General features: G+C 63.9%; 13 protein-coding genes and 2 pseudogenes. 5 read left to right on the top strand and 10 right to left on the bottom strand.

Annotation, left to right across the window (positions count from 1 at the left end; genetic code table 11):
* Positions 1-2 precede the first annotated feature (2 nt).
* The 10 genes and pseudogenes from DB032_RS01880 to DB032_RS24525 form a co-directional block, all read right to left on the bottom strand.
* On the bottom strand, positions 3-800 hold the full coding sequence (locus tag DB032_RS01880; protein ID WP_107798028.1) for a DUF4123 domain-containing protein: 798 nt from the start codon (positions 798-800) through the stop codon (positions 3-5).
* Positions 797-2872, bottom strand: a complete 2076-nt coding sequence (locus DB032_RS01875; RefSeq protein WP_233246637.1) for a type VI secretion system Vgr family protein — start codon at positions 2870-2872, stop codon at positions 797-799. Before DB032_RS01875 ends, DB032_RS01880 begins: the two co-directional genes overlap by 4 nt.
* A 67-nt stretch (positions 2873-2939) precedes the next feature.
* A pseudogene (locus tag DB032_RS01870) lies at positions 2940-4433 on the bottom strand (type VI secretion system Vgr family protein); the annotation flags it as partial.
* 133 nt (positions 4434-4566) lie between these two features.
* Positions 4567-5001 carry an OmpA family protein gene (locus DB032_RS01865; RefSeq protein ID WP_158274210.1) on the bottom strand — a complete coding sequence of 145 codons (435 nt, stop codon included), beginning with the start codon at positions 4999-5001 and terminating at the stop codon, positions 4567-4569.
* 287 nt (positions 5002-5288) lie between these two features.
* On the bottom strand, positions 5289-5786 hold the full coding sequence (locus tag DB032_RS01860) for a type VI secretion system tube protein Hcp (protein ID WP_043640831.1): 498 nt from the start codon (positions 5784-5786) through the stop codon (positions 5289-5291).
* Positions 5787-5899: 113 nt separating this feature from the next.
* A complete protein-coding gene (tssC, locus tag DB032_RS01855) occupies positions 5900-7384 on the bottom strand; it encodes a type VI secretion system contractile sheath large subunit (protein WP_107798026.1) in 1485 nt (494 codons plus the stop codon).
* Positions 7385-7387: 3 nt separating this feature from the next.
* Positions 7388-7900, bottom strand: a complete 513-nt coding sequence (gene tssB / locus DB032_RS01850) for a type VI secretion system contractile sheath small subunit (RefSeq protein WP_107798025.1) — start codon at positions 7898-7900, stop codon at positions 7388-7390.
* Positions 7901-7983: 83 nt separating this feature from the next.
* Positions 7984-9003, bottom strand: coding sequence for a type VI secretion system-associated protein TagF (tagF, locus tag DB032_RS01845; protein WP_107798024.1), 1020 nt, complete (start codon positions 9001-9003; stop codon positions 7984-7986).
* Positions 9004-9018: 15 nt separating this feature from the next.
* Positions 9019-12789 carry a type VI secretion system membrane subunit TssM gene (tssM, locus tag DB032_RS01840; protein ID WP_233246636.1) on the bottom strand — a complete coding sequence of 1257 codons (3771 nt, stop codon included), beginning with the start codon at positions 12787-12789 and terminating at the stop codon, positions 9019-9021.
* Between the two features lie 27 nt (positions 12790-12816).
* Positions 12817-13677 (bottom strand): M15 family metallopeptidase, encoded by an 861-nt coding sequence (locus DB032_RS24525; RefSeq protein WP_227106722.1) that lies wholly within the window; start codon positions 13675-13677, stop codon positions 12817-12819.
* 186 nt (positions 13678-13863) lie between these two features.
* Between DB032_RS24525 and tssJ the strand changes: the two genes are divergently transcribed.
* The 5 genes and pseudogenes from tssJ (at position 13864) to DB032_RS01810 (ending at position 18069) form a co-directional block, all read left to right on the top strand.
* The gene (gene tssJ / locus DB032_RS01830; protein WP_107798022.1) at positions 13864-14403 is read left to right on the top strand and encodes a type VI secretion system lipoprotein TssJ; all 540 of its coding nucleotides are present in this window, start codon (positions 13864-13866) and stop codon (positions 14401-14403) included.
* Between the two features lie 269 nt (positions 14404-14672).
* Positions 14673-16019 carry a type VI secretion system baseplate subunit TssK gene (tssK, locus tag DB032_RS01825; protein WP_107798021.1) on the top strand — a complete coding sequence of 449 codons (1347 nt, stop codon included), beginning with the start codon at positions 14673-14675 and terminating at the stop codon, positions 16017-16019.
* 7 nt (positions 16020-16026) lie between these two features.
* The gene (gene icmH, locus DB032_RS01820) at positions 16027-16728 is read left to right on the top strand and encodes a type IVB secretion system protein IcmH/DotU (protein ID WP_081548565.1); all 702 of its coding nucleotides are present in this window, start codon (positions 16027-16029) and stop codon (positions 16726-16728) included.
* A 3-nt stretch (positions 16729-16731) separates the two neighbouring features.
* Entirely contained in the window at positions 16732-17211 is a 480-nt protein-coding gene (gene tssE / locus DB032_RS01815; RefSeq protein ID WP_107798020.1) for a type VI secretion system baseplate subunit TssE, read from the top strand.
* Between the two features lie 55 nt (positions 17212-17266).
* Positions 17267-18069 (top strand): annotated as a pseudogene (locus tag DB032_RS01810) (IS5 family transposase).
* Positions 18070-18076: the final 7 nt, after the last annotated feature.

Raw genomic sequence — 18076 nt, 5'->3', positions numbered from 1 at the left:
GCTCACGCCGGCTCTCTCAAGCGGCGCTCGATCAAGGGCTGGCGTTCCGGCTCCGACCACAGCTTGGCCCGGTCCGCCGCCCGGTGCGCCGCCGCCAGCCGCGCCATCAGTTCTTCCTGCGAGCTCAGCCCGTACATCGACGGCGTCAGCAGATGATCCTGGCGCCAGCTTTCCGCCTGGTGCCAGACCATCAATTCGTCAATCTGCGACGGCGACAGGCTCAGGGTCTCCTCCTCCCACTGCGGCCAACTCCGCATCATGTCGACATCCGGCTCCAGACAGCGGGCGTTGCCGTCACGGTCCAGCCAATGCCATTGCAAGGCCGGCTCCAACAGGAAACGCCGCTGCGCCGGCTCCAGCGCCTCGCTGACCGCGGCGAACACGCGCGGATCGTTGAAACGCAGCACGCCCTGTTGTCGGCCCTGGTCCCAGGAGGCTTGCAGACAGGCGCTCAGCCGCTCGGCCAAGGCGTCGAAACCCCAATCGCCCAACAGGGCCAGCAAGCGCGGCTCGCCCTGCCATTTATCCAGCTGCCGCGTCCATTTTTCCAATCCAGCCGGGGAGTGCAGCGGCAAACGCAGCAAGGCCGGCCCTTCGTCGGCGGCCTCGGCGTGCGGGGTCTCCAGCAAGAGGCTGCGCGGCATATGCATGGCAGGGGCGCGGCTCTGCCAAGCGTCGCCGATATCGCCCTGATCCACGATGAAGTCCAGCCACTCCAGCTCCGCCTGCCGCGCTTGCTCCAACAGCCGTTCCAGCCACGCGGCCGAAGAAGGTTTGGTCAACAGCACCGCCGAGCTCATTTAGCCGCCACCAAGGGATTGGCCTGCTTGAAGCCTTGCGCCATGCAGGTCTTGCAGACGGTGTTGGGGAAGCGCGGGAACGGCGGACTCATGCTGGCCGGCCCGCTCCAATCGTGGCTTCCGCCCTTGAAGCTGACCGTGCCGGGCGCGTGCAGCTCGATCTTGCCGTCCTTGATCCGCACATAAGCGCCGCCGCTGGTCAGCAGAATCTCCTTCTTGCCGTTCCACAACTGCTGGCCCTTGATGGCGGTGATCTTGACGTCCTGATCGCCGGTCACCTCGATGCTGTCGCTCTGTGCTTGAACCTGCACCTTGCCCTTGGCGGCGATCAGCTTCAGCGCAATCTGATCCTTGACCCCGGTGACGAACAGGCTGATGTGTTGGCCGACGTTATGCAGCCAGCGCCGGCCCGAGGTTTGGTTGCTGTCCCGCTGTGCCACCAGGTCCAGATTGGTGCCCGCCGCCACGGTTTGGCTTTGCTGGCTCAGGCTGGCGATGCCGGCCGGTGCGGACAGCACGATCAAGGGCTGTTGGCCGGCTTGGTCCTTGGCGGTCTTGCCGTCCTTGTCGGTGTTGCTGCCGGCTTCCCAGGCTTTCAAGGCGGCAGCCTGGTGTTGCAGGTGGCCTTCGGTTTTCTTGGCGGCCTTGGCGTTGTCCGCGCCGATTTCTTCCGGCCCGGTTTCCATGGTATCGGCCTGCTGGCCGCTGGCGGTGTCGCCCAGGCTTTGGCTCAGGGCCAGCGCTGCGTCCAGCTGGCTTTGCGCCTGTTCGCGCGCCAGTTGTTTGCCCCCAGCGCCGTTCTGCGCTTCGGTGCTCAGCAGCAGGCCATGGCCGGCGCGGACGGCGCCGTGGTTGTCGGTGCGCAGTTCGAAGCCATCGCCGCGCGGCTCGGCCTTGCCGTTGCTGCGCGGCTGGGTGAGGAAGCCTTGGTTGAGTTGGGTTTTGCCGGGTTCGCTCGACAGTTTGGCGCGCACTTCGCCCGGGGTGTCGTCGAACAGCAGTTCGTTGTATTGGCCGCCCTGGTGTTCTTTGGATTTGATGCCGGACAGGGTTTTATTCGCCGGCAAGGCGCCCGCGCCGCTGAAGTCCGGCGGCGGGTGGCTGCCGTTGTAGAGCACGCCGGTGATCACCGGGCGGTCGATATCGCCTTCGATGAAGTCGACCAAGACTTCCTGACCGATGCGCGGGATGAATTGGTGGCCCCAGCCGGCGCCAGCGCTGGGCATCACCACGCGCAGCCAGCAGGAGGATTTGTCGTCGAGGTTAGCGCCGATGCTCGGGTGTTCGTCCGGCCGCTGCCAGTGGAATTGCACCTTGATGCGGCCGTGCTGGTCGGTGTGGACTTCCTCTCCTTGCGGGCCGACCACGGTGGCGGTCTGCACGCCGCGGGACTTGGGCTTGGCCAGTTCGGTGTGGGCGTAGGCCGGGGTCAGCGGCACGCCGCGGCGTTGGGCGTCGAAGTCGGCGCGGAAGGGTTGGGCGTCCTCGGCTTTTGCCAGCGCTTTGAGGTCCGCCGGCAGGTTGTTGCGCGCGCTTAAAGCTTGGCGGGTGACGACGAATTCGCGCTGTTCGCTGCTGTCGCCGTCGTGGGCCGGATGGTCGTCCAGGCGAAACCACTGGCCGGCGGCCAGGCCGCGCACGCTGCCGCCGCCGCTGAATTGCTTGGCGTTCAGGTCATGCGCTTGCTGGCGCAGCTGGGCGTAATGGCTGAGTTGGTCGGCGTCGCCGGCGTAGTACAGCGATTGCGGGTCGTAGTCGTGCAAGGAGGATTGCAGCGCCTTGCCGTTCTGGCCCTGGTCGATGCGACTGTCGTCGCCGCTGTGCTGGGTTTGCACCGGCTGGTAGTCGAAGCTGGCCAAAGCCACTGCGCCGGGCACGATCTGGCGTTGGGCGTTCCACTCGGTCAGGCCGTCTTCGGCTTCGGTGGCGTCGCTGCGATGGAAGCGCACCCGCTCGACGCCGGCCGGCGGCAGGCTGTAAGGGTCGTCGAAGGCGACCAAGCGCACTTGTGGTGTGTCGCCGTCGAGGTGGTCGAAACGCCAGGCGTAACCCTCTTCGTGCAGCAGGCGCACGATGAAGTCGTAATCGCTCTCGCGGTATTGCAGACAGTAGCTGCGCGGTGAAGCCGGGCCGGTCTTGAAGTCCGGTGATCACCGGGCGGTCGATGTCGCCTTCGATGAAGTCGACCAACACTTCCTGGCCGATGCGCGGGATGAATTGGTGGCCCCAGCCGGCGCCGGCGCTGGGCATGACCACGCGCAGCCAGCAGGAGGATTTATCGTCCATCCCCGCGCCGATGCTCGGGTGTTCGTCCGGCCGCTGCCAGTGGAATTGCACCTTGATGCGGCCGTGCTGGTCGGTGTGGACTTCTTCGCCCTGGGGGCCGACCACGGTGGCGGTCTGTACGCCGCGAGACTTGGGCTTGGCCAGTTCGGTGTGGGCGTAGGCCGGGGTCAGCGGCACGCCGCGACGCTGGGCGTCGAAGTCGGCGCGGAAGGGTTGAGCTTCTTTGCCATCCTGGAAGGCTTTGAGATCCGCCGGCAGGTTGTTGCGCGCGCTTAAGGCTTGGCGGGTAACGACGAATTCGCGCTGTTCGCTGCTGTCGCCCTCGTGGGCCGGGTGGTCGTCCAGGCGGAACCACTGGCCGGCGGCCAGGCCGCGCACGCTGCCACCGCCGCTGAATTGCTTGGCGTTCAGGTCATGCGCTTGCTGGCGCAGCTGGGCGTAATGGCTGAGCTGGTCGGCGTCGCCGGCGTAGTACAGCGATTGCGGGTCGTAGTCGTGCAAGGAGGATTGCAAGGCCTTGCCGTTCTGGCCCTGGTCGATGCGGCTGTCGTCTCCGCTGTGCTGGGTCTGCACCGGCTGGTAGTCGAAGCTGGCCAGCGCTACGGCGCCGGGCACGATCTGGCGTTGGGCGTTCCACTCGGTCAGGCCGTCCTCGGCTTCGGTGGCGTCGCTACGGTGGAAACGCACCCGCTCGACGCCGGCCGGCGGCAGGCTGTAAGGGTCGTCGAAGGCGACCAAGCGCACTTGTGGCGTGTCGCCGTCCAGGTGATCGAAACGCCAGGCGTAACCCTCTTCGTGCAGCAGGCGCACGATGAAGTCGTAATCGCTCTCGCGGTACTGCAGACAGTAGCTGCGCGGCGACGCCGGGCCGGTCTTGAAGTCCTGGGCCTGGACGCGGGCGAACACCGGATTGGCCTGCTGATGCTCGCTCAGGATCTGCGTGACGATGTCCGGCACCGATTGATCCTGGAACACCCGCGAGCTTATGCGGTGGCGCAGCAGCGCGAACGGCGGCTCAATGGTCAGCTGATAACGGCTGAAGCCGCCGTCCGAGCCCAGGCACTCGGCCTTGGACACCACGCCGCAGCGCAGGCTCTCCGCGCCGGCGGCGTCGAGGATGCCGAGCCGGGCCGGCAGGCCGAGCAGGCTCTTGAGTTCGATCTTGCCGTCCGGTGACAAACAGCTCAGCTGGTAGGCGTAAGACCGGGACACGCCTTCTTCGCCGGCCAAACTCAGCGGCAGCAATTGCTCGGCCGCCACGCTGCCGTCGCCCAGGCTGAGGGTGAGCAGGCGCTGGTCCTGGTTGAAGGCGGAAGCGAAGCTGGCGAGCAGGGTGCTGAGGTCCATGGCGTTAACCTGATTCAAATCGACTGCGCAATTGGCGAGTCCTTAAGCAAACCGTGCGCGGCCGCGCCGGGTTTGCTTAAGCACCCGAAAACGCCCGGCCGCCCGCTTGCGCTGGGCGGCCCGGCGCCGAGATTCAGTTGGCGATCAGACGCACCGCGTGCAGCTGACGCTCGGTGTCGTAACGCACGGTGATTTTATTGGCCGGCACGCCGGCGTCGCTCAGGAACTGCTTGACGGCGATGGCGCGGGTTTGCGCCGCGGCGCGGGCATTGCCGATGTCGCCGCGGTAGCAGTGGCCGCGCACCAGGATGGATTTGGCGGTCTTGAGCTTGGGCAGCAGCAGTTGCAGTTGAGCCTCGCCCACCGGGGACAGTTTGGGGCTCATTTTTTCAAACGGGATCAGGTTGGGGTCTATGGCCATATTGGCGGCCACGGCCTTGTCCAGCGCGGCCTTCTCTTCCGCCGCCTTGATCACGGCGGGGTCGTTGGAGGCTTGTTGAGCGTTAGGATTGGTCTTGCAGCCCACCAGCGACAGGGCGAGCGCGGCGACCATCAGCAAACGTTTCATAGCATTACTTCCCGGATTGACTTTGACATGGGTAAAGGACATCCCGGAGCCCGCCGCGGCCAATCGGCGCGCGGCGGCCCCCGGGGTGCCTTAGAGTCTGTTCAAAGCCCGGCGGTCACGAGCGAAACAGGGCGAAAACAGCGGAAGAAACGGACTGGCCCTAGGGCGCATGAGCATTCCGAAGCGGTACTCGCCGTGCAAGGTCTCGCGCACGCGGCGGACATTGAACAGATTCTTGCAACCCGCCCAGGGCAGTGGGCGGGTTGGCACTTCTTCGCTACTGAGACTTAGGCGATCGCTTTGTTGGCGGTCAGGTCCCAGCCGGAGCTGACGTTACCGCCGCCGGCGCCGTCAGCGCGTTTCTGCTGGGTGTAGGTCCACTTGATCTTGCCGTAAGTGAAGCTCACTTTTTCGCTGGGGAAGCCGTTGTCGTTGGCGGAACCGTGCGGCTCAACCTTGGCGATCAGGACTTGTTCCATCTTGATCTCCATGTACTTCACCTTGTCGCCACCGGCACGGCACAGTTCGATGGTGATTTCCTTGATGTGCTGGCCCTTGCAGCAGGCTTCGTAGATCTTCGGGCTGGCTTTGTCCAGGAAGTGGGTGATTTCGTAAGCGGCGTGGTTCACGCGCTCGGCGGTGGCGCCGCCGGCGGAGCTGGCGGTAGCCTGGGCCGGCTGTTCCAGTTTGTGGGCAAAGGACTGGATTTCGATCCAGTCTTTGTGCTTGTCGTCGCTGCTTTCGCCAGGAATACCGTCAATTTTCAGGAATGCATCAAAAGCCATTTACTTCTCCTTAGAACAAAGGTCAAAAATTGGAGGCGAGCCCTCCCATTCCAAAAGACGCCCGCGCCCGCCGCCGCGCCGGAACCCGGCGGACGCGCGCAGGCTCTCCAGCCTTAACCCGCCGGCTGCGGCAGCTCCGCCACCAGACGCAGGGAAATGGTCAGTTCATCCAGCTGGAAATGCGGCCGCAGGAAGGCGGCGGCGCGATAGACGCCCGGTTTGCCCGGCACTTCCACCACGTCGACGCGCGCTTCGCGCAGCGGATATTTGGCTTTGGCTTCCTGGCTGGCGGAGTCGTCCAGCAGCACGTATTGCGCCAGCCAGGTGTTCAGGAAGTCCTGCACGTTCTGGCGCGAGGCGAAGCTGCCGATTTTGTCGCGCATGATGGATTTCATGTAATGCGCGATGCGCGACACCGCGAAGATGTAGGGCAGCTGGGTGGACAAACGCGCGTTGGCGTTGGCCGAATCGGTGTTGTAGGTCTTGGCCTTCTGCACCGATTGCCCGCCGAAGAAGGCCGCGTAGTCGGTGTTCTTGCAGTGCACCAGCGAGATGAAGCCCAGATCGGACAGCAGTTTTTCGGTGCGGTCGGTGATCGCCACTTCGGTGGGACACTTGAGCGCCACTTCGCCGTCGTCGGTCTTGAAGGTGTGGGCCGGCAGGCCTTCCACCAGGCCGCCGCCTTCCACGCCGCGGATGGCCGCCAGCCAGCCGTATTGGGCGAAGGCGGAGGTCAGGCGCGCGGCGTAGGCGTAGGAGGCGTTGGTCCACAGGTATTTTTCGTGGGTGCTGCCGTCCACGTTTTCCTCAAAGTCGAATTCCTCCACCGGCACATTGTCGCGGCCGTAGGGCAGACGGCCCAGCACATGCGGCAAGACCAGGCCGACGTAGCGGGAGTCTTCGGATTCGCGGAAGGATTTCCACTTGGCGTATTCGACGGTGTCGAAGATCTTGGCCAGATCGCGCGGCTTGCCCACGTCGGTGAAGCTCTCCAGGCCGAACAGGCCGGAGGAAGCGGCGGTGATCAGCGGCGCGTGCGCAGAGGCGGCCACGTGGGACAGTTCGTCCAGCAGGTAGAAGTCTTCCGGGTGGCGGGTGAATTCGTAATCGCCCACCAGGCCGGCGTAAGGCGCGCCGCCGAAGGTGCCGTATTCTTCTTCGTAGATTTTCTTGAACAGCGCGCTCTGGTCGAACTCCGGTGCCGCCTTGAAGTCCTTGACCAGGTCTTTCTTGGAGGCGTTGAGCACCTTGATCTTGAGCATGGTGCTGGTTTCGGACTCCATCACCAGGTATTTCAGACCGCGCCAGGAGGCTTCCAGCTTCTGGAAGTCGTTGTGGTGCATGATCTCGTTCAGCTGCGAGGAGATCAGCGCGTCGATTTCGGCGATGCGCGCGTCTATGCTGGCGGACAGATCGCGCGATACGCTGACGCTGCCTTCCAGCACCTGGTCGACCAGTTCGCCGATCAGGTCGCGGGTGTGGCCCTTCTCGTTGTCGTTGGTGGCGACGCGGCTTTGCTCGATGATGGAGTCGAGCAGGCTGCCTGCCGCCGCCGGGGCTGCGGCCGCGCCGGCCTCAAGTTGTTGTTCTGCGCTCATCTATCACTCTCCCGCTTTGTCCGGATGCGCGGCCTGGCTGATCGCCTTCAGCTTTTCCGTATCGCGCACCACTTCATCCAGCAATTCTTCCAGCTTGTCGTTACCCGCCATCTTGTTGCGCAGGTCGGCCAGGCGCTTGCGCGCGTCCAGCAGCTTTTTCAGCGGCTCGACCTGATCCACCACGTTCTGCGGCTCGAAATCCGCCAGTTCGTCGAAGTTCAGCTCCATCGCCAGCTGGCTGCCGTCGTCTTTCAGCTTGTTGTCCACCTTGATGGCCAGGCGCGGCGCCATGCCCTTGAGCACTTCGTCGAAGTTGTCGCGGTCGATCTGAACGAACTTGCGTTCCTTCATCTTGGGCAGCGGCTCCTTGCTGTGGCCGGAGTAATCCCCCAGCACGCCCAGCACGAAGGGCAGTTCCTTGGTTTCGATGGCGTCGCCGATTTCAACGTCGTAGGTGATCTGCACGCGCGGCGGGCGTACCCGCGACAGTTTTTTCTGTGTGCTTTCTTTGGCCATGATGGTTCTCTCTCAAGTTCACAAAGCTCTGATTGGAGCGGCCTCGGCGAATGTCGCCGGCCGCTCCGGTGTTACGCCACTACTCAGGCCACGCTGCGCGACAGGCTGGACGCCACCTCGCGCAGCTGCGCCACCGAAATGGACGGATCGTTCAGCCTCCGCCCCAGGATGTAAGCCGCTTCGGCGTAGGCCTGGTGGTTGCGCCACGGCGCGTGCGGCTCGGCCACGTCGACGATGAAGCGGGCGTCCAACTGCCCTCCCCAGCACTGTGCGACGATCTGTTCGTTCAAATCTCCCGGCAGCAAGGCCAGGAAGCGGCCTTCCGGCCGCTGAATCAGCAGGCATTGCTCCGCCTGTCCCGCCTGGCCGGCGGTGGCCGCCTGGTACAGCGACAGCCAGGTGGCCGCGGCCAGCATGTCTTCGCCGTCGCGGTCCGGCAGCGGCAGCAGATAAGTCTGCGCCGTCAGGCTGCCCTGAAACTTGCGCAGCAGCTGATGGTGGAAGGTGAAGGCCAGCAGCACCGTCTCCAGGTCAGGCAGCCCGCGGCCGCTCAACAACCGGCTCAGGTGGGAGGCCGGCGTCACGCTCAGATGCCGTTCCAGCAACTGCTGCGCCAGATCCAGATCCGCCACGGAGGAGATGCCGAACAGCGACTGCTCCTCCAGGAACTGGCGGCAGGCCAGCATTTCCACCGCATTGTCGATGGCGCTGCTCAATTGCTCCTTAAGGCCGGAGAAGAACAGCTCGTTGGCCAGCATCAGCACCGACAACGGCGGCAAGGCCGCGTCGCAAGGCATCAGCGAGGCCGCCACCAGCGGGTAATTGCGGCCGCTTTCGTCGCGGCTGGGCTGCATCACGCCCAGCGACAGCCACATCTGGTCGCGGCTGCGCAGCACGAAGCTGGTGCCCGGCATCGCGCGGTAACGCTCCACCGCCTCCGGACCGGATTCCAGCCCGCCCAGGCTTTGCGCCAGCAGCTGGTCCAGCTGGGTGGCCGCCGGGTGGGTGGCGTTGACGCGGACGAAATCGCCGCGGCGCGGCAATTTGCCGAAAATGCAGAATTGCGGAGGCGTTTCCTGCGCCCGCTTGAAATTGAACGCCATGACTATGTGTCTCCCTTAAAGCGTCACGCGCTCAGGCAAGGTCAGCTTGTACAGCTTGTTCAGTTGCAGCGGATTGACGCCGCCAACCATGCGGAAATTGAATTTCACCGTCTGCGCCTCGCCGTCGGCCTTGCGCAGGTTCCAGGTGAGCTGGGCGGAGTCCGGGCTGTCCTGGCTGACCTTGGCGCTGGAGAGCAAACGCATCAGGCCCATGCGGCCCGGCTGGTTGCCCACCACGCTGCTGGCGCCGCTGTAGGACACCACCTGGATGCGGGCGCCGGCGTTCTGGCCGTTGCCCGGCCAGGTGAACGGCTGCCAGGCCTGCGGGCCGTTGCGGTAGCGCAGTTCCTGGCCGTCCACCTCGAACACGATTTCGGACAGGCCCGGCGTCGGCGTCGGCTGCAGTTCGAAGCGGGTGTTCTCGCCGTCTTGCAACTGGGCGTTGGCCAGCGCGGACAGGCTGCTGACGCTGGACAGGAAGGCCGGGTTGAACTTGACCCCCATATTGCCCCAGGCGCGCGGCACCAATTGGTCGCCCTTCTTCTGCACCAGGCCGTTCAGGTATTTGTTGATGAATTTGTCCAGCGTGCCGTCGTTGGCTTTGACGAAGCGGCTGATCTCCGCCACCGAGGCGCTGTTGCTGGAATCCGCGAACGGGTATTTGCCGGCCAGCTGCTTCCACTGCGGCAGCACTTCATTGGCCCAGGCCTGGTTGATGTCGTTGGCCACCGGCCCCAGCAAGGCGTTGTAGGACTGGGTCAGCGGACGCACCAGCATGGGCCGCACCATCTCGCCGGTTTCCGGCGTGACCTGGCTGAGCAGAGTGTTGTCGACGAAGGAGGCGGTGTCGCCCAGCTCCGAGCCGGAACCGCCCAGGGTCGCCTGCAAGGCGGCGCGCGCCTGCGGGCCGGGCTCGTCTGTGCTGGAGATCGCCGCCAGCTTGGCTTTCAGCTTGGCCAGCTGATCCAGGTAGGCGTTGATCGGCGGATTGTCGCCCTTGACCAGTTGGGCGACGCCGGCGAACTGGCGTCCCACTTCGCCGTACAGCTTGGCCTTGTCCGCCTGGACCGGCGCGCTGCCGCCCTTGAGGAATTCCGCGGTTTTTTCCAGCATCGACTGCTTGGCGTTTTCCAGCGAGCGGTTCAGCTCGGACGGGTTGTCCCAGGCCGTCTCCATCGCCGCGCGCGCCAGCACCAGCTTGATAGGCGAGCTTTGCTTGTCGGACAGCCGCGCCATCGCGGAGGCGGACTGAGCCGGGTTGCTGAAGTCGCGGGTGGTGACGCCGATCAGGAATTTCTTCCAGGCGGCGGCGTATTGGCCGCGGTACAGGGCTTCCAGCGCGGCGCGGTTTTTCTCCACGTCGCCGTCCCGGCCCAGATTGTCCTGAGAGGACGAGGCCAGTACCCAGTCGTCGCTGCGGATTTCGCCCTTGCTGGCTTCGTCGATCGCGGCTTTGACGTAGCCGTTCCAGGCTTCGCGGGTGTAAGCGCCCTCCACCATCTGGCTGCCGGCCATCACGTCCAGGTCGCGGTTGTCCAGGATCCGCGCCACGGTCAGCGGCGCGAAGCGGGTGTTGGCGCGGGCCTTGATCTCATTGAACACCCGCTCCTGAGCGGACAGGCGCTTGAAGGAGCCGCGCAACACCTCGCGCGCCTCGCCCACCACCTTGGCGTTGTTGTCGATCAGCGGCAGGTCCGCTTCCTTGATCTGGCTGACGTAGAAGGCCACCAGCTTCTCGGCCACCGCCATCACCTCTTCCACCGAATACTGGCCGCGCTGGCTTTCCAGGTAAGGCCGCCAGTAGCGCGGCAGCTGGTCGATCAGATGCGCTTCGTCCATGCGCTTCTGCTCGTGCAGCATCAGATAGGTTTTCAAGGCGTTGTAGCTGGCGTCCAGCTGCTGCGGATTGCGTTGCGCAGCGGCGGTCTCGCCTTGCGCGGCGGAAGCTTCCAGCTTGGCGGTGGTGGCGCGTTGCGGCCAATCCAGCGCGCTCAAGTTGATATTGGGCAGGCCGCCGCGCGGCGCGTGCTTTTTAGGCTTGGGTTTGAACGGCGCCGGAGCCGGCGCGGCCGGCTTGGGCGGTTCGCTCACCACCGGAGCGGGCGCGGGCGTCGGCGCGGGCGCTTCCGGCTTCAGGGCCACCAGCGTGGTTTCCAGATTGCGCTGCACCGGGCGCAGCATCGCTTCCTTCAGGCCGGCGAAGTACTCGCGGCGCAGTTGCGGCTCCAGCTCCTTGCCCTGGTACAGGCCCAGGCCCACTTGCCACGGCGCGCCGTTCTTGCGGTAGGACTGCAATTCCTCCAGGCGCTTCTGCAGGATCTGCAGCGAACGCAGCTTGTCGTACAGCTGCCCGCTGGCGGCCAGCTTTTGCGCCTGCGCGCGCTCGGCCTTCACCTCGTCCAGCAAATGCTGGTTGCCGATGAAGGACCAGGTCCAGAAGCTGGCCAGCGCGGCCAGCGACAACACTCCGGCGGCCATGCCGAACAGACGCCAGCGGCTGCCACTGGGCTTGGTCTGCCGGGAGATCAGGTGTTGATCCTGGAACAGCACGTCGCGGAACAGATTGCGCAGGAAGTAGCTGTAAGACGCCGGCGCCTGCTTCATCTCCTGGCCGCCCTGGCTCAGGTCGAACTGGCCTTGCACGCGATTGGCGGCCACGATGCGCGGCACACCCTCTTGCAGGGCGCTGGTGAAATAGAAACCGCGCAGCAAGGGCCGCGCGTGGTAAGGGTCTTCTTCGTGCAGCAGTTTGACGAACTTGACCACCGCCTCTTTCAGGCCGTGGAATTCGATGGGGAAGGCGAAATGGGCCGGCTTGACCTGATCGCCGCGGTACTGGATCAGTTTTTCCTCGCCGGCCTGCACCAGGCCGCGGTACAGGAGCTCGAACTGCTGGCCGGTCACATTGGCCACGTCGAAGCCCGTGCCCTGGTCCGCGCTCAGCGTCGCGCCCCAGACCCTGGCGCGGTCCTCGTCGCTGGCGTCCTGGAAGAACTGGGCGAAACCGCCCAAGAGGTCCAGCTTGGTGAACACCAGATAAATGGGCACCAAGAGGCCGAAGGTGTTGCAGACCTCGTGAATACGCTCGCGGATCTGGCGCGCGTACAGGGTGAAGCCTTCGCTATGGTGCTGCGCCAGCTCCGGCAGGCTGATGGCGATCAAGATGCCGTTGACCGGCGCCTTGGCCCGGTGTTTTTTCAGCAGCTTGAGGAATTCCAGCCACTCCACCCTATCTTCGCTCTGGGTGGCGTAGCGGCCGGCGGTGTCCAGCAGCACGCCCTCGGTGGAGAAGAACCAGTCGCAGTTGCGGGTGCCGCCCACGCCCTGGATGCCGCTCTTGTCGCTGAAGGGGAAGGTCAGGCCGGACTGCAGGATGGCCGAGCTTTTGCCCGCCGCCGGGTGGCCGATGATCATGTACCACGGCAGCTCGTACAAGGCGGCGCTGCCGCTGGCGCTGCCCAGCTTGGATTTCTTCAGGGTGTCGATCGCCCCCAGCAGCCGCTGGCGCAGCAGGGTGACCTCGGCGCGCTTGTCGGAGCTGGCGTTGATGACCGCCTCGTCCGCCTGCTTGCGCAGCATGCGCTCAAGCAGGCCGCCGGCGCGGCGCGCCAATACCTGGCCCACCAGCAGGGTCAGCACCCAAAACAACATGACGCCGATAATCCAGCCCAAACGGGCCTCCAGCGACTCCAAGCCCAACCACGGCCCCAGGAACCAGATCAAAGCGATCAGGATCAGGAACCCGATTGCCGAAGCCACTTTGGCGTGACGCAGCCAACCTTTCATAAACACCCACCACCTTCTTTTAAACCGTTATTTTTTGAGCAGGGACTTCAGCGAGCCTGAGCGCTCGATATGCCCGAAGTCCTTGAAGCTCCAGTTGCCGCCCCAAGTCAGGCCGGCCGCCGTCGCCTCTTCCCCCAGCGCGTTGTAAGCCTGCATCGCCCAGGGATCGCGTTCCGATATCACTACCTTGCCTTCGCGGATCGGCGCCAAATCCACCGCCAGGCCGTATTGATGCTTGCTCTGTCCGCCTTTGGCCTTGGTCACCAGCGTGGCCTGCCCGGCCAGCGAGTCCTGGCGCTCCGGGCTGCGATAGCCCTCCAGCAGCACCATGGGGAAGCCCCTGGCCTTCATTTTTTCCATCACCCGCAGCACCACCTGCACAAACTCCGGATTCAGCTTGCTCCAGTCCCGGTCCGCATGGCCCAAGCTGGGCCGCTCCGCTATGACGTTGACAAAAGCTTCCGGCGGAAGCGGCGGCGGGGGCACCAGTTTTTCTTCCAACAGCGTTTGCTTAATTCTTATGCCCTGCGCATATTCTGCCGCTTCGAACTCGGGACTGCGATGAAAACGATTCAATTTCAGCGTGATCGCCACCGCCAGCGCCACCAGCAACAGCGACACCACCGGCAGCCACACCCGCCAGTAACGCGCGGCGGCGCTGGGCGCCCGGCGCGACGCACGCAAAAAAGCGGCGCTCACCGCCCGCTTTTCAGTCAGTGTTTCCGGCCCTGCGGCCATGGCTCCAGCCAAAGCCTCCGCCCCAGGCAGAACAGGCTTTGGCGAGCGGCTCCCTTCCAAGATGCGGGGCTGTCCCAAGAAGAATTTCCAGCCCAGCCAAGACAGGAGCAAAACGATGCCAAGCACCAGGATCGGCAAGATATAGTTCAAATGCATTTTGACGCGAGACGATAAATGACATTACAATTTAAATCAATAGCTTGAGCTACCCGATCTCTGATTTTAACCGCCGTATGCAAATCAATTTGCGACGGAGCATGCATTCCAATTAAACCAAAAATTTGGGATACTTTCGATAGCAGATAGTCACAAATCCAATCGTTAGGAACCGCCGTCATGATGAAAAAACGCCCCAGCTGGCAACGGGCCCGCGCCCTATTTTACGCCATCGCCATAGCCTCTCTGACCGCTTGTTCCAGCACCAAGACCATCGACATCAAAGCGGAAGGCAGCCCGTCGCTAAACCGCGACGCCAAAGGCAAACCGCTGTCCGTGGTGGTGCATGTCTACCAGCTCAAAAACCAGCAGGCTTTCAACCGCCTGACCATGGAGGCCCTGTCCAGCGGCAAGCCTGAATCAGAACTGCTGGGCGACAGTCTGATCAACAGCAAAGAACTGACCTTTTTGCCAGGTGGTAAAGTGACGCTAGAAGACGTCACCATTGAAAAAGACGCTCAGTTCATCGGCGTCGTCGGCTTTTTCCGCCGTCCGGACGCCCACTTCTGGCGCCTGTTGTACGACGCCGACGCCGTCCGCAGCAAAGACCTGAGCTTCCGCGCCGCCGATTGCCACCTGGAAGCCATCAAACCCAAAGCGTTGACCCTGCCCGGCCAGCCCGCGTCCGCCAAGGCGGACTGCGCCGGCAGCCGAAACTGAAGCCTGCCGCGGCGCCGGGCCGACGCTGAAAATTAACAAACTCTTTTGCATGACAAGGGCGCCGCTCTTGCTGCAAAATGTCGCGCATTTTAGCGATCGTGTACACAGTTTGAACAGGGTGTTATTACCGGATGCGGGCCGTTCCGGCCATGACGTGGCTCAAAGCCCATGCGCTTCTTCGCCCGCGGCGGCCAGGCCCGGCTGACAAGCCGATGAATTTCCAGGCGCAATTGAGATTGAAGTAGATTTCCAGACAAGGTGTATCAGTAATGCAACAAGCCAAACGAGTGCTCTGGGGCGAAGGCATGTTCCTGCGCCCGCAGCACTTTCAACAGCAAACCCTCTTGCTGGAGCAGCACGTCGCCGCGCGGCAGCAACTGAGCCAACGCCACGGCTGGGGCCTGCAACACATCGTCTTGGACGAGCAGGCGCTCAAGGGCGGCACCGTCCGCATCGACGGGCTGTCCATCCTGTTCCGGGACGGCACGCTGTTCCAGGCGCCGGCCAGCGCGCCGCTGCCGCTGTCCCGCGATCTGAACACCTTGCCGCAAGCCGGCATCAAGACCACGCTTTACGCCTGTCTCGCCCATATGCAGCCCTACGGCGGCAACACCCGCAACGGCGAGCTCATGTCCCGCCCCACTCGCTTCCAAAGCGCCAGCGCGGAAGTGGCCGATCTCTACACCCAGGCGCTGGACGCCGATCTGTCCACGCTGGAGCTGGACGTGCGGCTGATGATCGAGGAAGAGAACCGCGACGGCTACGACGCCATTCCGCTGTGCCGGCTGGAAAAAGACGCCACCGGCCAATGGGGCCTGGGCGGCGGCTTCATTCCTCCGCTGGCCACGGTGGAAGGCTCGCGCGAGGTCAGCCACATGCTGCGCCGCCTGCTGGACATCCTGCTGGTCAAGAACCAGGCGCTGTCCGGCGGCCAGCGCGAACGCGCCAAGAACGTGATGGAGTACAGCTCCAGCGACATCAGCTCCTTCTGGCTGCTGCACACCGTCAACCGCAACTTCGCCAAGCTGCGCCACCTGTCGCTGTCCAGCCCGCTGCATCCGGAAGAGCTGTATCTGGCGCTGGCCGAATTCTGCGGCGAGCTGCAGACCTTCTCCACCCATTACACCCTGTCCGACATCCCGGCCTATCGCCACGACGACCTGCACGCCGTGCTGGCCGCGCTGGACACGCAGATCCGCGAACTGCTGGAAACCGTGATCTCCTCGCGTTACGCCATCATCCCGCTGCATTCGCCCAAGCCGTCCTTCTACATCGGCCGGCTGGAAAGCGACCGCCTGCTGGAGAACGTCGATTACTACCTGTCGGTGCAGAGCGAACTGCCGGCCAGCCAGATCATCGACAGCGTGCCGCTGAAGATGAAGATCGGCGCGCCGGACGACGTGGAAAAAATCCTCAACTCCGCCATGCGCGGCGTGGCGCTCAGCCATGCGGCGCAAACGCCGTCCGCCATTCCGGTGCGCGTGGGCAACCACTATTTCGCGTTGGAGCCGCACGGCGAAATCTTCGGCCGCATGCTGCAATCGCGCAGCATCTGCATCTATATGCCGCAGACGCTCTCCAACCTGACGCTTGAACTGATCGCCGTATTCCGCTGAGGCCGCCATGAACCAAACCGCCGCAACTCTTCAAGAACGCCCGCTGGCCGTAGCCTCCGCCTCGGCGCCCACCCTGCGCGAAATGCTGGAAGACGGCATCTACCTGCTGTTCCTGCTCCGGGACGGCAACGCCCCCAGCAGCGCGGTGGAGTTCAACCGCCGCGTCGACCAGTTTCTGAACCAGTACGAGCGCAACGCGCGCAACTTCGGCAAGGACCAGAACGCCATCAACCACTCCAAGTACGCGTTTTGCGCCTTGATGGACGAGATCATTCTGTCCTCCGAGTTCGACATCCGCGACGAATGGGAGCGCATGCCGCTGCAACTGCGGCTGTTTGGCGAGCATCTGGCCGGCGAGGGCTTCTTCAACCGCCTGGAACAACTGCGTCTGGACCCGGCCGCTCATATCGAGCCGCTGGAAGTGTTCTACACCTGCCTGTTGCTGGGCTTCCAAGGCAAATACCTGCTGGAAGGCCAGGAAAAGCTGGGCTACCTGACCCACAAGCTGGGCCAGGAAATCCAGCAAGTGCGCGGCGGCAAGGCCGAGTTCGCGCCCAACTGGCAGCTGCCGCAACGCTTCCAGGCCTTTGTCCGCCATGAACTGCCGCTGTGGCTGTACTTCGCCCTGCTGGCGGTGGTGGGCGCCGGCATCTTCGTCGCCTACCGCTGGCTGCTGTCCAACCAGCTCCAATCCATTTTCGGCCTGTAAGCCATGCACAGCAGCCGCCACGCCCAGATCCTGCCGTCGGTGCTGGACCGGCTGCTGGACGACCAGCCGGACAACAGCCACGGCGCGGAAACCATGTTGTACGAACTGCCGCAGATCAAGCGCTCGCTGGCGCGGGATCTGGAAGCGCTGCTGAACACCCGGCTCGCGCCCTTGCAAGAACTGTTCGACATGTACCCGCAGGCCCACGACAGCATGTTGAGCTTCGGCATTCCGGACCTGTCCGGCATCAGCCTGCTCAATCCGCAAGACCGGGAACTGCTGCGCGAGCAACTGTGCCGCGCCATCGAAGTGCACGAGCCGCGGCTGTCCCGCGTGCGGGTGAACCTGGACGCGCCGCGCGAGATGGAGCGCCACCTGCGCTTCCGCGTCGACGCGGTGCTGAAAGTGCATCCGCACCGGCCGCCGGTCACCTTCGACGCCACCCTGCAACTCTCCTCCAACGTTTACAAGGTACAAGGCTGACCCAGCCTGACAGCGCCCCATGGACCTCAGCACCGCCAAGCGTTGTCAGACGGGCATGAGACGTCAACTTGTCACCCTGAAGCTGTGGAAATCGTTACAACCGCTGCTTCCCATGCCACCTCGCCGTCGTGGCAGGGGCCGCCCCCGTTTGGATGATCGATCCACTCTGAACGGCATCCTATTTGTCCTCACCACGGGCATCCCATGGGAGGACCTGCCGCAGGAGCTCGGCTTCGGCAGCGGTATGACCTGTTGGCGACGACTACGGGATTAGCAGCTCCAAGGTCTCTGGGATCAGCTTCATCTGGCATTGCTCACGCAACTTCGACAATGCGACCAGATTGATTGGAGTCGTGTCAGCATCGACGGGGCGAGTGTTGCCAGCCCCCGGGGGGCCAGCAAACAGGCCCCAACCCCACCGACCGGGGCAAGCTCGGTAGCAAACGACACATCGTTGTAGATCGTCGTGGCCTGCCATTGGCGCTGTGTATTACTGGAGCCAACCGGCATGATTCGATGGTGTTTGAGACACTGATCGATGCCATCCCGGCCATTCCTGGCCTACCGGGCAAACCACGAAAACGACCGGACCGGCTACATGCAGACAAGGGCTACGACTACCGCCGCTGTCGTGACCACCTTCGACGACGAGGCATCCAGGCCCGCATTGCCCGCCGAGGTGTTGAAAGTAGCGAGAAGCTTGGTCGGCATCGCTGGGTGGTTGAGCGAACGCATGCTTGGCTGGCGGGCTTCGGCAAGTTGCGTATTCGCTTTGAACGTCGGCTCGATACGCATTACGCGCTATTGAAGCTGGCTTGTTCCCTGATTTGCTTACGGTTTATCGAGAAATTTTGTTAGCCGCTCT

This window comes from Chromobacterium sp. Panama (assembly GCF_003052555.1).
Classification (GTDB): domain Bacteria; phylum Pseudomonadota; class Gammaproteobacteria; order Burkholderiales; family Chromobacteriaceae; genus Chromobacterium.
Note: the sequence above shows the minus strand (reverse complement) of the source record. Positions and strands in the feature narration are given on the sequence as shown.

Bases quoted from the DNA above. Each gene is read 5' to 3' on its own strand.
- icmH (WP_081548565.1), top strand. From the start codon at position 16,027: ATGAACCAAACCGCCGCAACTCTTCAAGAACGCCCGCTGGCCGTAGCC.
- tssJ (WP_107798022.1), top strand. From the start codon at position 13,864: ATGATGAAAAAACGCCCCAGCTGGCAACGGGCCCGCGCCCTATTTTAC.
- tssK (WP_107798021.1), top strand. From the start codon at position 14,673: ATGCAACAAGCCAAACGAGTGCTCTGGGGCGAAGGCATGTTCCTGCGC.
- tssE (WP_107798020.1), top strand. From the start codon at position 16,732: ATGCACAGCAGCCGCCACGCCCAGATCCTGCCGTCGGTGCTGGACCGG.
- tssB (WP_107798025.1), bottom strand. From the start codon at position 7,900: ATGGCCAAAGAAAGCACACAGAAAAAACTGTCGCGGGTACGCCCGCCG.
- tssC (WP_107798026.1), bottom strand. From the start codon at position 7,384: ATGAGCGCAGAACAACAACTTGAGGCCGGCGCGGCCGCAGCCCCGGCG.
- DB032_RS01865 (WP_158274210.1), bottom strand. From the start codon at position 5,001: ATGAAACGTTTGCTGATGGTCGCCGCGCTCGCCCTGTCGCTGGTGGGC.
- tagF (WP_107798024.1), bottom strand. From the start codon at position 9,003: ATGGCGTTCAATTTCAAGCGGGCGCAGGAAACGCCTCCGCAATTCTGC.
- DB032_RS01860 (WP_043640831.1), bottom strand. From the start codon at position 5,786: ATGGCTTTTGATGCATTCCTGAAAATTGACGGTATTCCTGGCGAAAGC.
- tssM (WP_233246636.1), bottom strand. From the start codon at position 12,789: ATGAAAGGTTGGCTGCGTCACGCCAAAGTGGCTTCGGCAATCGGGTTC.
- DB032_RS01880 (WP_107798028.1), bottom strand. From the start codon at position 800: ATGAGCTCGGCGGTGCTGTTGACCAAACCTTCTTCGGCCGCGTGGCTG.